This window comes from Bradyrhizobium sp. NAS80.1, assembly GCF_001908205.1.
GTDB lineage: Bacteria > Pseudomonadota > Alphaproteobacteria > Rhizobiales > Xanthobacteraceae > Bradyrhizobium.
This window is the reverse complement of sequence record NZ_LGHL01000047.1, coordinates 25,352-39,149: the sequence shown is the minus strand read 5'-3', so window position 1 is coordinate 39,149 and position 13,798 is coordinate 25,352. Positions and strand designations below refer to the sequence as shown.

Genomic DNA, 13,798 nt, shown 5'->3' with positions numbered 1-13,798 from the left:
CCGCTATGCGGTGAACTGACCGAGCGCACTTCACCGCGCGCGGTCGGAGACCGAGCGCTTGCAAAGCCAACAGACCGGTGAGCGGATGGGGGTCAAGGCCGTCAGCCGCCGAAGGCGGGGGCGCGCCAGCGCCAGCCTTGAGCCCGGCCGGTCAGCGGTCTACTTCCGGCACAGTTGCTCTTGGTTCAGAGGGTGGAGCGACGAAGCAAACTCGGGCGAAAGGCGCCGCGAGAACGGGAAGGTATGTCTGCGAGGCCGTAGGATGGGTAGAGCGAAGCGAAACCCATCATGCATCCGCGTGGAGGGACGCGTTGATGGGTTTCGCTTCGCTCTACCCTTCCTACGAGTGCTGCGCATTGGAGGATCGCGATGCTGCCTCATACTCTCATTGCGAGCCAACGGGTCCGCGCGAAGCGCGGCCCGATGACAGGCTCCGCGAAGCAATCCAGAATCTTTCCGCGGCGACAGTCTGGATTGCTTCGCTGCGCTCGCAATGACGATGCGGTGACAGCGTGCGACAAACTCGCGCTCGTGCCCCGGACGCAGCGCAGCGCCTCTTCGGCAGTGCGCTGCAGAGCCGGGGCCCATGTCGGTGCGCTGTACCGTGTCACCGTCTGGGTCCCGGCTCTGCGCAGCAACGCTAAGGGGCGTTGCAGCGCGTCCGGGACACGAAAGACGCGGAGATCGCTCCGTGCGAATTTGAAATCGTCCGGTACTAGACGAAAGAATCCGCCCGCGCCACGCTGCTAAGGCTTCGTAACCTCAGGCCGGACCAACGAACATGACCAAGGCAGACCCCCAAGGCCCGACCGATCTTGGCGCCAACGCAAACCGGGACATTCCCGCCGCGCTGCGTGCGCTCCTAGCCGACGTCTTCGCGCTTTGTCTGAAGACCAAGAATTTCCACTGGCACATGTCGGGCAGCCACTTCGTGACTATCACCTGTTACTGGATGAGCAGGCCGACCAGATCTTTTCCATGACCGACGCCATCGCCGAGCGCGCGCGCAAGATCGGCGGTACGACGCTGCGCTCGATCGGCCACATCGCACGCGAGCAGCGCATCCTCGACAACGACGCGGAGTATGTCGAACCGCAGGACAGGCTGGCGGAATTGCGCAGCGACAACCAGCAGCTCACGCGCGAGATGCGGCGCGTTCACGAGCTCTGCGACGAATACGGCGATGTCGCAACCGCGAGCCTGATGGAGAACTGGATCGACGAGGCCGAACGCCGGGTTTGGTTCCTGTACGAGTCCGGGCGCACTGGCCCGCGTGGGTAATCCCTCGGGTCGTCGCGACTAGATCCATTTCCGTTCCGATGGAATCGGAACGGGGCCCTGGATTCTTGTTTTGACGCGTTTTCTTGACGCGAACCGCTATCCACTTCGCTCGCAAACCCTCTAACCCGGTCACAGAAAGAAAAGGGGCCGCAAGTGTGGGCGCAGGAGCGGCCCCGAGAGGCTCGCAAGCCCAGGGAGGAGGAGGGCTCGAGCCGGCGCAAGCGGCAGGGCACTTACGTTCGAAGCATCACAGACCGGATCAGATGTGTATTCCGTGATCTCATGTTGCTTTCCATTTCGCAGGACAAGTTACGCGGCAGCGCTGGCGATCCAGCCCCTGTCCGCAGCGGGACGGTGCTGCGGACGCCGCGCGACCTCAGGCCGCTCGCCCTTGCTGGCGAGGCGCCAGCGTGCCGGAGACTCGCCGCTGATGCGTTTGAACACGGTCGAAAAATGCGCCTGGGTGCTGAAGCCGACGGCAAGCGCGATCTCGGCGAGGGGCCGCCCGGTCGTCGTGAGCAGCATCTTCGCATGCTCGACCCGGTGATTGAGCAGATATTCGCGAGGCCGATAGCCGGTCGCCGCGCGGAATTGTGCCGCGAAATGCATTCTCGACAGGCCGGCAACATTGGCGAGCTCGGACAGGCTGATGCAGCGGTCGAAATGGTCGGCGATATACTGCTCGACACGCCGCAGCCGCCATTTCGGCAAGGCATTGACCTTCGCGCGCGGCGGCTCGAGCCGGGTGAGGTGCATCGCGAGGGTTTGCCCGATGCATCGCGCAAATTCGTGGTCGGCGGCATCGCCGTGTTCGATCAATGCCTTGACAAGTTCGGCAACGAGCGGATCGCGCAGCAGGACAAGATCGCCCAGCCCCTCCGCCGCGGGCAATTGCGCCGGGAAATGGTCAGCGGAGATATGAAGGTGCAGGAAGGCGCAGGGCGACTGGAATTGCACGCCGAGAAGCTTCAACGGCGCGGCGACATAGAGCGTGCCTGCCGGCATGGTGCCATCGAAAATGACCTGACGGTCCCGGCTCAGCTTCGCGCGCGTGGTCTTCAAGGCAATGCCGACGAAATAGCGATCCGCCGGCGTCGTCGCTTCGTGCGACGAGGTCTCTCGCGGGTCTTCCCAGCGCGAGATCGTGATGTCCGCAATGGCTGCCTCTGGGCCGCTCGCGACCTGGCGCCATTCGCCTTCACGCGCGATCGCCTGCGTTGCTTGAGGGGCTTCGTGATCCCGCCGGCCGGCGGGAAGCTCAATCCGGGCCGCCTGCAAATCGGTCAACATCGCTCGTCCTCCTTTGGCTTCGCGGCCGCTGGCGGCGGCCGGCAAATTCTCAAGCCCAACGCTTTCCATCGTCAGAGGATAGGCGTGGGCCGGCCAAGAAGCCCGTTAGTCATGATTAGGAGGTGTTAGATTTTGTGTGGGCGCACAGGGTGTGACAGGCCGTCGCGGAAAGCCTGATTTTGTTCATTTTTTCAATTGCTTGTGCAGATTGGTGTCGTAAGTGGACAGTGCAGGAGATCGCCTCGCGATCAACGCGCCGGTGCGAGGCCGGCGCGGTGCCTTCGCTGGACCTCGCATCGGTGCCGGTGAGGTGCTTGTGGCACCACCGCTCAAGCTTCGGCCATGACGTCGAGGACTGCGTCGGCAAAAGCCTTCGGCGCCTCCTGTGGCAGATTGTGCCCGATGCCGCCCTTGATGGTCCGGTGCGAATAGCGCCCCGAGAACTTCTTGGCGTAGGCGGACGGCTCCGGATGCGGTGCCCCGTTGGCGTCACCCTCCATGGTGATGGTGGGCACGGTGACGACGGGTGCCTGCGCCAGCCGCGCGTCGTAGTCAGCGTATTTCGCTTCGCCCTCGGCGAGGCCGAGCCGCCAGCGGTAATTGTGGATCACGATCGCCACATGGTCCGGATTGTCGAAAGCCTTGGCGCTTCGGTCGAAGGTGGCGTCGTCGAAGTGCCACTGGGGCGAAGCGAGCTGCCAGATCAGCTTGGAGAAATCGTGCCGGTACTTGTCATAGCCCTCGCGGCCGCGCTCGGTCGCGAAATAGAACTGGTACCACCACTGCAGCTCGGCCTTCGGCGGCAGCGGCATCTTGCCGTCCTGCTGGCTGCCGATCAGATAACCGCTCACCGAGACCATCGCCTTGACGCGCTCCGGCCAAAGCACGGCCATGATATTCGCAGTCCGCGCGCCCCAGTCGAAGCCGGCGATCGTGGCCCTGTCGATCTTGAGCGCGTCCATCAGCGCCACAATGTCGACGGCGACCGCCGATGGCTGCCCATTCCGCATCGTTGCATCCGACAGGAGGCGCGTGCTGCCGTAGCCGCGCAGATAGGGCACGATGACCCGATGACCGGCAGCGGCGAGCAGCGGTGCGACGTCGACGAAAGCGTAGATATCGTAAGGCCAGCCGTGCAGCAGGATCACAGGTGGACCATCAGGTGGACCCGCTTCGGCATAGCCGACGTTGAGGAGGCCGGCATCGATCCGTTTCAGGGGCGCAAACGAGGTATTGGCGCCCGGCTTGATCGCGGTAGCGGATTTCGCAGGCTTCGCCGCGGCCGGTGTGCCCAACGAAAGCTGGGCCGCGGCAAGCGTCATGGCGGCGCCGGCGAAGAAGTGGCGGCGATCAAGGTTGATGTTGTCGGACATGCGTGCCTCCTGTCGTCGTTGCTCGCGATTCCAATCTGCGCTCAAGGCAGGCTGTTAGCTCGTTATGTATTGTTAGGCGTTGAGAGCGGCGATCAGTTGTTCTGCTCTCGCGCGTCGCCGCTAATCGAAGACGGCGTCGAATATCTCGACGTCCATCAGCACCGGCTTGGCGATCACGGTTCCGTCAGGCCGCAGCGTCTGCGCACGTCGAAGCGTCGGCACGACGACGCCGCCGAAGCTGTCATGAGCCCAGGAGTAATGCGCGACCTTCATTCCGAACAGATCGTGATCCGTCCGCCGTTGCAGGGCGTTCTCGTCGAAATAGAAGATTTGCTCGGGCGCCAGAGTCATCAGGCTCGGCGGGAACTGGGCCCGCAAGCGCCGCCAGGTTTCCGTACCCTCGCGCCAGGGCGTAAGCTCCTCCACGACGACATCGGGATGAGCGAGCAGGAATGGGTTGGTCAGGTAATTCCAGATCGCAACGCCGCAGAAGAAGACAAGATGCAGTTCGTCCGCGAGCGGAGGAGAGCTGGCCTCGGGAAACGCAAGGCTCGGGTTGTGCCAGGTCCGCAGCACCTCCCCCTCCAGGCTTTCGATCGTGATCGCGTCCGGCTGAAACGAGCCGGAGTGTTCGCCACCGGTGATGCCGGTGAAGCGGACCGACTGCGTGCGGGTCGAGCCTTCCGCCGTCACGTCCTTGAATTCGCTGGCATGTCCGGCGCTGGAGAACAGCGTGCCGCCGACGGAAAGGTGTAGCGTGAACCGGCTCAAGCCATTCCAGCGGGCCATTCCGCCGCTGGCATCAATTACATCGTCAAGAAGTGCCATGTTCAGCCGTATCCACCATGAAGTGTCACCACCATGGCGGGGCGCATGCGGCTTGGCGTGTTAGAAGTTGTTAGGAGTTGCGAGCGGATACTTTGCCGGTATCCCGTTGAAGATGCTTCTTAATTCAGCACACCCAGCAACTCCCTGGCGGCGACCAGATCGCGAGTCTGGAGACCCTCCTGGTAGCGCGCGACGAGCGGAGCGAGCAAGGCGTGTGCTTCGCCCGCTTTTCCGGCCTCGCGCCAGATGCGGCCGAGGCTGATCGCCGCCCGCAGTTCCCAGCCGAGTGCGCATTGCCGGCGTGATAGGTCGAGCGATTTCCGCAAGTAGCGCTCAGCCTCCGCGGCATTGCCCGAACGGGTCAGAATGTCCGCCTTGACCCGGAGCATCTCCGGCATGTCGAAGGATTCGCCGTGATCGGGGATCTGGACTATGGCCTCGTCGATCGTGCGCAAGGCTTCGCCGGGCTCGTTCTGGGCCATGAGACCTTTCGCGAGCGCCGTCGCAAACACCGTGGTCATGATCCGGTGCCGCGTCGCATACAGCGTAGCCTGGCTGCGGCGAAGGTGCTCGATCCCCCCCGGCGGCGTCGCCGCGGCGAAGCAGCAATTCGCCTTTCTGGCCGATGCCGACGGCGTGATAGGGGCCGAGGAAGTGCCGCGCGGAATGATCGATCAGCCGCTCGATCAGGATTTCGGCGTTGGCCCAATCGCCGACCCAGAGGAACACGTAGATTGTCCAGATCAGGGAGATGCCGAGGGTGAGCGGGTGTTCGAGCAGCTCAGCCTCGCGAACGGTGTAGCTGGCTGCTTCGATCGCTCGATCGGGTCGGCCGGTGAGCCACAGCCCGCGCGCCAGCGCCACAAGCGCGACGATGCGGTCGTCATAACCGAGATGCCCGATATTCAGCCGCTGCGAGCCGGGATTATGCACCATCGCGCTCTCGCAGAACTGCACGGCCTTGTCCTGGTTGCCGATCAGGTGATGCGCGACGCCCAGCATCCATTCCACGTTCAGCGTGGCGGCCGGATCGTTCAGCTTGCGCGCAACACTCTCGCCTTGCTCGCCGGTTTCGAGCGCGCCGTGAAAATCTCCGACCCTGGTCAGGTAGATGTGCAGTCCGCGCAGCAGCCAGAGCTGCCAGTGCGAATCCTCCAGCTCCCGGGCAAGCTGGAGGCTTCGCGTGAACGCGGAGCGAACCGCTTCTGTGTTCCCCTGAGTAAACATCACGGAGACGCCGAGCGCGGCCTGCAGTGTCATCTCCTGGCGACTGTCGACCGAAGCCGTATCGAGAGAAGCCAGCGCCTGCTGCGTCCAGCGGTAGCACTCCGTCAGCAGTGTCAGCTCGAGGAAGAACTGCGCCGCCGAGGCCGCCAGATCGACGCCGATCGCTCGGTCGCCGCCGTCCGAAAAGCTCCAGGTCAGCGCGGCCCGGACATTGGGCAGATGATCGGCATAGGGAAGGAAGCCGCCTGCGCTCTGCATGCCCGTGGATTTGATCGCAATGTCGCGAAGGAAGTCGCGGAAATATTCGGCGTGAGCGCGCGCAACGCGATCCGCTTCTCCGTTCTCAACGAGCTTGTCGCCTACGAAGGCGCGGGTGGTGTCGAGCAGCCGATAGCGCAGCCGCCGCTCCGCCGGCGAGGTCGCGATCAGGGATTTGGAGAGCAGGTTCGAGATCGCCTCGACCGCTTCGGGCTCACCGATGCCCTGGGAGGACGCGACGGCAAGCGCGGCCTCCAGCGTGAATGGCCCGACGAATACTGATAGCGCGCGCAGCGTCGCACTTTCGGCCGACGGCAGCAGGTCGTAGCTCCAGGCGAGCGCCGCGCTCAGGGTCTGGTGCCGCGGGATCGCGGTGCGCCGCCCGCGCCACAGCAGCGAGAAACGGCTGTCGAGCAGCGAGGCGGTTCCGGCAATTCCATAGGCGTTCACGCGTCCGGCTGCGAGCTCGATCGCGAGTGCGATGCCATCCAGCCGCCGGCAGATCTCGGCAACCAGCGGCGCATCCTCCTCGTTGAGTTCGAACTCGCCCAGGCTCTCAGCGATGCGTTCCACGAAGAGCTGACTTGCGGGATAGGCAAGGATGTCGGCGATGCTGAGGCCGTTGCGCTGCGGCGGGCAATCCAGCGGAAATAGTCGGTGGACGCGCTCGCCCTCGGTGCGAAGTGACTCGCGGCTGGTGGCGAGAATATGCAGCTCGCCCGCCTCCCGGACGATCCGCTCGGCAAGGGGCGCAAGCTCGTCGATGATGTGCTCGCAGCTGTCGAAGACCAGCAGCATCCGCCGGCTGCGCAGGACCGTCAGCAGGCCCGGCATCGGGTCCTCGGAATTGACGGTCAGTCCGAGTGCGGCTGCGATGGTGGCGGGGACAAGCCTGGCATCCGTCAGCGCGCCGAAATCGACGAAGGCCACCTGGCCATCGAAGGCCGCAAGCTCGCCATGCGCCACGGCAAGCGCGACAGCAGTCTTGCCGATTCCGCCGGGACCGACGATGGTGACGAAGCGGTGCTGGGCCAGCTCGGCGCAAATCCTTTCGACCGCGTCGTCCCGTCCGATCATCTTCGCAAGCGGCGAGGGAAGGGAATGGGGCGCCGAGACGGGCGGGCCCGCCCGTGTCTCCGGCGATTCGGCCCGAAGCAGCGGCGCCGCGAAGCAATAACCACGCCCGGGCACGTTGACGACGTAGCGGGAGCCTTCTCCGTAATCGCCCAAGGCCTTGCGCAGCGTCGTGATGTGGAAGCGCAGGCTACCTTCGTCCACAGTCACGTTGGCCCAGACGCGCTTGATCAACTCTCGCTTGTCTACGACCTCACCAGCGCGCTCGGCGAGAAAAATCAGGATGTCGAGCGCGCGCCCGCCGAGGTGAAGCGGGGTGCCGTCCTTCTCGAGCAGGCGCGACTTGGCGAATAGCCGGAATGGCCCGAAGCAAATGACCGAATCCTGGTCGTTAGTGTCCGGCACGCGCCAATGATTCCAGTGAAAGGGGCTCCGTCTGCACTCTGATCTACCAGAATGAGGTCATCAGTAAACTGACCGAAAGTGTCGAAATCGCGCGGCAATCCGTCGGTCGCAGGTGGAGTATCCATCACAAATTTTGCTTAAACGCGAGCGGTTTAGGGAGCGATCGGGACAATCCGTCAGCATGCTTGACCGTCGAGCCGACAGCCTGACCGGCAAGTTCGTGGCACCGCCGATCATAACAAAATCTTGCAACGTCTAACGAGCAAAACACGCACGATGCGTCCACTATAGCCTTCGGTCCTGTTTGCAGCGGGGAGGCTATCATGTCCGTTATCGGCTCCAGGCCGAACGACAGTTTCGTTCGATCTCAATATGTCGCCAGTCTTGATGATCAGTCGCGTGATTGGGAACTCGTGCTGCGGGAGTCCCATCATCGGATGAAGAACACGCTGACGCTGCTGGGTGCGTCAGTCCGTCGCGACTTCACACGGGCCGGCACCAAGGATGTGTCGGTCGCGGTGGACCGGTTCGAGCGGCGCATCGTGGCCTTCGGCAGGCTCTATCAACTCCTGTCCGACAACGAGGATATGTCCAACGTCTCCGTCGAGGCCTTCTTCGAAAGCCTGTGCGAAGCGCTCTCCGAGGCGGTGCTGGAGCCGGCAGGTATCCGCTGCGAAGCTGCAATCGAGAGCGGCACGCTGCCCGCGTCGCAATGTCATCGGCTGGCGCTGATGCTGACCGAGCTAGTCACGAATGCGGCAAAACATGCCTTCCCGAACAAGAACGGTGCGCTGATCCGCATCGACGTCGCCAACCGCGACGGCGCCTGGTTCTGTACGGTGGCCGACAACGGCATCGGTGCCACCGGTCCGCTTCAGGGCACCGGCAGCCGCATTCTCGAAGGGCTAGCGCGCAGCATCCATGCGCGGTTGCATGGCGAGGCGGGGCAGGGCGGCACGCGGGTGACCATTGTGGTGCCGACTGCCGCTTGAAGGTTTGCTCGCAATCACTAACGAGCCCTAACATCCCATAACGAGCAATATTCCCCGGTCTGGGCGAAGGTGGTTGGCAAAAAGGCGGGCTCGGCATCGAACCCGCGCCTCAAAGCAGGGAGTTCGACATGGCCTCTATCGAAATCGACCGAGCGACCGCGGCCAAGCATTCAAAATCGCGTAGCGTTGACCTGAAGCTTGAGGTCGTCGTCATCCCTGTATCGGATGTCGACCGCGCCAAGGCATTCTACACGCGCCTAGGCTGGCGATTGGACGCCGATTTTGCATCTGGCGATGAATGGCGCGTGATCCAGTTCACGCCACCGGGCTCGGCCTGTTCGGTGATCTTCGGCAAGAACGTCACGGCGGCAGCGCCGGGTTCGGCGCGCGGCCTGTACCTGATCGTCTCCGACCTGGAGGCGGCTCGACAGGATCTGCTCGGCCGCGGCATCGAGGTGAGCGAACCGTTCCATGGTGCCGGCGACACTCACGCTGGGCCCGACGAGCCGTATCTGTTCGGCAGTATTCGGGTTAGGGGTGTTGACCCGAAGCGCGGAAGCTACAGCTCGTTCGCCTCGTTCAGCGATCCCGACGGCAATGGCTGGTTGTTCCAGGAGGTCACCGCGCGACTGCCCGGACGCATCGAGGGCGACGGCACGACGTTTGCCACACGCACAGAGCTGGCAGCGGCGTTGCGCCGCGCCGCGGAGGCGCATGGTGAGCACGAGAAGCGAACCGGCGGACACGACGAAAATTGGGTGAATTGGTACGCCGACTACATCGTCCGCGAGCAGGCCGGTCAGCCGCTGCCGTCCTGAGGTGCAGCATTCGCATCTTCTTAGATTGGTCGACACGGCGCGCGATGACTCAAATCGTCGCGCGCCGTTTCGTTCTCTTATCGCGCGGATCGTCAACAACCGGCTGGGCTTCCACCTCGGACAGATCGGCTGCCGACGGAACCGCTGCGGCGCCCGACCGGTTGGAGTGGAGGCAGACGGTAATGCCGATGTCGCCTTCCACCGGTATGGAGCGCCGGTGTCAAAAACAAACCAGGAGAATTGAGATGATCCGCAAGGCAACAGCAGTTTGGAAGGGGACGGGCCGCGATGGTACCGGCCATCTATCGAGCGAATCCGGCGTGCTCGCCCAGACGCCCTATTCGTTCAAGACCCGTTTCGAGAACGAGAAGGGGACCAATCCCGAGGAATTGATCGCGGCGGCCCATGCCGGATGCTTTACCATGGCGCTGGCCTTCGGCCTGCAGCTCGCCGGCTTCACGCCTGACGAGCTCTCGACCGAAGCCGCTGTCACGTTCGAGCCCGAAGGCAAGGGCTTCAAAATCAGCAAGTCCGCGCTCACCCTTCGCGCCAAGGTGCCGAAGCTCGACGACGCCGGCTTTGCCCGCATCGCCGGCGAGGCCGAGAAGAATTGTCCGGTGTCGAAGGTTCTCAACGCCGCCATCACGCTCGACGCCAAATTGACTTAGAGGTCAAGCTTTCAATCTATGTCCATCCGGTTCTGGTTGGGAAACTTAAGTTACCGCAGCTTTGAGCCTCACGAGAGGAACCGGGTGGACATACACGAGCTGCCTAGCTTTCGGCCGGGCAGCCGAAAGCATATGATGCGACAGACGCAGAACGGATAGAGCGACCAATTGGGAGCGGACAGATGACGATGGAACGCGCAGTTTTGGCTGGAGGCTGTTTCTGGGGCATGCAAGACCTCATCCGCAAGCAGCCGGGTGTGATATCCACTCGTGTCGGCTACACCGGCGGTGCGGTGAAGAACGCGACCTACCGCAACCACGAAGGACACGCCGAAGCCATCGAGATCATCTTCAATCCTGCCAAGACCAGCTTCCGGACCATGCTGGAGTTCTTCTTCCAGATCCACGATCCCACCACGCTCAACCGCCAGGGCAATGATTTGGGCACGAGCTACCGCTCGGCGATCTTCTATACCAGCGATCAGCAGAAGCGGACTGCCGAAGACACCATCGCCGACGTCGAGGCGTCGGGCCTGTGGCCCGGCAAGGTGGTGACAGAGGTCGCACCCGCTGGCGAGTTCTGGGAAGCCGAGCCGGAGCATCAGGATTATCTCGAGCGTTATCCCGACGGTTACACCTGCCACTTCATCCGTCCCGACTGGAAGCTGCCGCGCCGCGCGGCTGCTGCGGGAGGATAGACCACGTCGTCGCGCAGTCAGCGCGCGTCGTCAGGCGCGCAACTGCGCAATCAGGTCGCGCGCGATCCGCATGTCGGCAAACTCGGCGCCTTCCGTGAACGACTTGGAGACATTCTCCAGGACCGCCAGAGCGTCCGCGCTCTGGCCAGCCCCGATCATGAACCGCGTGAGGCTGGTCGCGCAGCGCAGCTCCCAGAAGCGCGCGCCCTGCTTGACGGCGATGTCCATGGCCTCGCGGAAGCGCGCCTCGGCGTCCCCTGAATGCCGTGCGCTTCTCAGCATCAATTCTCCCTTGATGCGGATCAGCTCCGGCAGATACCAGAGCTCCTGCCGGTCGTTGCAGCGGGTCAGGACGTCCTCGATCACGTCGAGGCCACGATCGACCTGATCGGCCTCCAGGAAACAAGCGGCGAGCTCGCCGAGCAGAGGAAGAAAGCGCGGCAGGAAGCGCGCATCGCCGGCGCGATTGAGCTCTTCGCGCAGCAGCGGCAGGCCGGTCGTGACGTCGCCGCGCCTTGCGATGACCGCTGCGTTGAAGGCTCGCGCCCACAGGCCCCACAGCCGGATTGCATGGCGCTCGGTGTGTTCGAGCAGCTCGGTGCCGTGGCGCTCCGCAGCTTCGAAATCGCCGGCCCAGAAAGTGATAGGGCAGGCGGCTTGTCCCAGCACGCTGCAGAAGGTCAGCGCGTGGCCGTTGGCTCGGCCTTCCTCGATATTTCTTGCGGCAAGCTCCTGGGCCTTATCGGCCAGGCCCTGCAGCCACAGGATGCGGGCCCGGAAATATTGCGTCGATATCCTGAGATCGAGCGGGAAGATCTTCGGCTTCTCCGCGAGCTCATGCAGCGATGCGTTCACCCGGTCGATGCGCAGTCGGGCATCGTTCTGGTCCCCGAGATAGTGCAGCGCGACGGCCATCAGCCGGTCGCCCAGCATGAGATCGGTCGTGTCGGACGAGTTCGCTGCGGCGTTCGCAAAACGATCGGCGAGCGCGCGGGCCTTGCCGAACTGTCCGTTGTTGAACTGGTCGATGCACAAGCCCCAGAGCGCGCGCAGGCGGAAATCCTTGTCGTCGAGCCTGTCAGCCAGTTTCAGGGTCGTCTCAAGGATCGGGCGCGCCTCGCGCGCGCGGCCCTCGCCATACATCAGCGACCAGCCGAGTGCCGACAGGAGCTGCATGCGGATGCGGTCATCGCCGTCGGTGTCGCCGAGCGCAGCGAGGGCCGTTTTAACGCGCTCGCGGCATTCGGCGAACAGGGAAAGGCGGACCCACAGTGTGACCGCGGCCGCCGTCAGCGCGATCCCCAGCACAGCGTCACCGTCGGGCGCAAAGGCCCAGTCCAGGGCCGCACGCGCATTGTCCAGCTCCGCGCCGTAGATGCTCAGCCATTCCGGTAGCGGCGTCGATGTGTCGGCCTCCGCGCGCTCGAAGAATTCGCGAAAATGCTCCGCATGACGCCGGGCGAACTGCTTGGTTTCGCCGAGCTCGTTGAGCTTTGCATGTGCGTAGGTGCGCGTGGTGTCGAGCAGGCGATAGCGCAGCGTCCGCGAACCGGACGGCGAGATCAGCGATTTGGTGACCAGGCTGTCGATCGCTTCGAGCGTTTCCGATGTGCTGAGACCGTCGCCGGCTGCGACCGCGGCGGCCGCCCCCGGCGCGAAGGGGCCGGCGAAGACCGACAGCCGACGCAGAGTGGCGCTCTCCGCTGGCGGCAGGAGGTCGTAGCTCCAGTCGAGCGCCGCAGCGAGCGTCTGGTGCCGCGGCACAGCGGTGCGCCGTCCGCGCCATTGCAGCGAAAAGCGGCTGTCGAGCAGCGATGCCGTGCCGGCAATGCCGTACGCGTTGACACGACCCGCCGCCAGCTCGATGGCAAGCGCAATGCCGTCGAGACGCCGGCAAATGCTGGCGACGAGCGGAGCCTCTTCCGCACTGAGCTGGAACGGACCCGAGCTCTGCGCAATGCGCTCGACGAAGAGCTGAGCCGCGGGGTAGGCGAGGACCTCGGCGACATCAAGGCCCTCGCGCTCGGGCGGACAATCCAGTGGGAAGAGCCGGAAGATGCGCTCGCCTTCGCTCCGGAACGACTCGCGGCTGGTTGCAAGGACGCGAAGCTGCGGCACTTCGCGAACGAGGCGCTCGACGAGCGGCGCCAACGTATCCAGCACATGCTCGCAACTGTCGAAGATCAGGAGCGTCTGGCCTGTCCTCAGGAACGTCAGCAGGCCCGGCGTCGGATCCTCCGAGCTGATGGTCAATCCGAGCGCGGAGGCGATGGTGGTTGCGATATGGCTTGCGTCCCTCAGCGGACCGAAGTCGACAAAGAAAACGCGACCGCCGAAATCCTGGGAGCGGCGATGTCCCACGGTCACGGCGACGGCAGTCTTGCCGATACCGCCCGGGCCGACCACGGTCATGAAGCGATGGAGCAGAAGTCCGTTCGATATCTTTTCGACAATCTCCTCCCGTCCGATCATCTTCGAGAGCGGCGCGGGGAGGGAGCGAGGAGGCAGGATGTCAACGGTGGGTTGCGCGGCCGGCGCGGCCGCCTGCGCGAACGAGGCGACAAAGCAATAGCCGCGGCCGGGCACATTGACGACGTAGCGGGCCGACTTGCCGGTATCGCCCAGCGCCTTGCGCAGCGCCGCGACGTGGAAGCGCAGGCTGCCCTCGTCGACATTGACGTCGGCCCAGATGCGCTTGACCAGCTCTCTCTTGTCGACGACTTCACCAGGGCGTTCGGCAAGGAAGATGAGAATATCGAGCGCGCGGCCGCCGACATGAAGCGGCGAGCCCTCTTTCTCCAAGAGCCGGGACTTCGGAAACAGCCGAAATGGCCCAAATGAAATGGCCGAGTCTTCGCTACGATCAGGCACGCGCCATTGCCCCCG

General features: G+C 64.0%; 8 protein-coding genes and 2 pseudogenes. 5 read left to right on the top strand and 5 right to left on the bottom strand.

What is annotated here, in order from left to right; genetic code table 11:
* The first annotated feature begins 781 nt into the window (after window positions 1–781).
* A pseudogene (locus AC629_RS11945) lies at window positions 782–1,281 on the top strand (Dps family protein).
* Between the two features lie 309 nt (window positions 1,282–1,590).
* Here the strand turns inward: AC629_RS11945 and AC629_RS11940 are convergent.
* From AC629_RS11940 to AC629_RS11925, 4 genes and pseudogenes are all read right to left on the bottom strand, one after another.
* Window positions 1,591–2,571, bottom strand: a complete 981-nt coding sequence (locus tag AC629_RS11940) for a helix-turn-helix domain-containing protein (protein ID WP_084804964.1) — start codon at window positions 2,569–2,571, stop codon at window positions 1,591–1,593.
* A 329-nt stretch (window positions 2,572–2,900) separates the two neighbouring features.
* Window positions 2,901–3,944, bottom strand: coding sequence for an alpha/beta fold hydrolase (locus AC629_RS11935; RefSeq protein ID WP_084804959.1), 1,044 nt, complete (start codon window positions 3,942–3,944; stop codon window positions 2,901–2,903).
* 120 nt (window positions 3,945–4,064) lie between these two features.
* Entirely contained in the window at window positions 4,065–4,772 is a 708-nt protein-coding gene (locus AC629_RS11930; protein WP_084804958.1) for a hypothetical protein, read from the bottom strand.
* Between the two features lie 119 nt (window positions 4,773–4,891).
* Window positions 4,892–7,736 (bottom strand): annotated as a pseudogene (locus AC629_RS11925) (ATP-binding protein).
* Window positions 7,737–8,059: 323 nt separating this feature from the next.
* Here AC629_RS11925 and AC629_RS11920 point away from each other — a divergent pair.
* The 4 genes from AC629_RS11920 (at window position 8,060) to msrA (ending at window position 10,912) form a co-directional block, all read left to right on the top strand.
* Complete coding sequence (locus AC629_RS11920) at window positions 8,060–8,728, top strand: sensor histidine kinase (protein ID WP_084804957.1); 669 nt, start codon at window positions 8,060–8,062, stop codon at window positions 8,726–8,728.
* A gap of 128 nt (window positions 8,729–8,856) precedes the next feature.
* A complete protein-coding gene (locus tag AC629_RS11915) occupies window positions 8,857–9,546 on the top strand; it encodes a VOC family protein (RefSeq protein ID WP_084804956.1) in 690 nt (229 codons plus the stop codon).
* Window positions 9,547–9,791: 245 nt separating this feature from the next.
* A complete protein-coding gene (locus AC629_RS11910) occupies window positions 9,792–10,214 on the top strand; it encodes an OsmC family protein (RefSeq protein WP_084804955.1) in 423 nt (140 codons plus the stop codon).
* Between the two features lie 182 nt (window positions 10,215–10,396).
* Window positions 10,397–10,912 carry a peptide-methionine (S)-S-oxide reductase MsrA gene (gene msrA / locus AC629_RS11905; protein WP_084804954.1) on the top strand — a complete coding sequence of 172 codons (516 nt, stop codon included), beginning with the start codon at window positions 10,397–10,399 and terminating at the stop codon, window positions 10,910–10,912.
* A 30-nt stretch (window positions 10,913–10,942) separates the two neighbouring features.
* Here the strand turns inward: msrA and AC629_RS11900 are convergent, their stop codons facing one another.
* Window positions 10,943–13,783 carry an ATP-binding protein gene (locus tag AC629_RS11900; RefSeq protein WP_084804953.1) on the bottom strand — a complete coding sequence of 947 codons (2,841 nt, stop codon included), beginning with the start codon at window positions 13,781–13,783 and terminating at the stop codon, window positions 10,943–10,945.
* Window positions 13,784–13,798 lie beyond the last annotated feature (15 nt).

Excerpts from the sequence above, each read along its gene's own strand:
- AC629_RS11940 (WP_084804964.1), bottom strand. The coding sequence starts at position 2,571 with ATGTTGACCGATTTGCAGGCGGCCCGGATTGAGCTTCCCGCCGGCCGG.
- AC629_RS11935 (WP_084804959.1), bottom strand. The coding sequence starts at position 3,944 with ATGTCCGACAACATCAACCTTGATCGCCGCCACTTCTTCGCCGGCGCC.
- AC629_RS11930 (WP_084804958.1), bottom strand. The coding sequence starts at position 4,772 with ATGGCACTTCTTGACGATGTAATTGATGCCAGCGGCGGAATGGCCCGC.
- AC629_RS11920 (WP_084804957.1), top strand. The coding sequence starts at position 8,060 with ATGTCCGTTATCGGCTCCAGGCCGAACGACAGTTTCGTTCGATCTCAA.
- AC629_RS11915 (WP_084804956.1), top strand. The coding sequence starts at position 8,857 with ATGGCCTCTATCGAAATCGACCGAGCGACCGCGGCCAAGCATTCAAAA.
- AC629_RS11910 (WP_084804955.1), top strand. The coding sequence starts at position 9,792 with ATGATCCGCAAGGCAACAGCAGTTTGGAAGGGGACGGGCCGCGATGGT.
- msrA (WP_084804954.1), top strand. The coding sequence starts at position 10,397 with ATGACGATGGAACGCGCAGTTTTGGCTGGAGGCTGTTTCTGGGGCATG.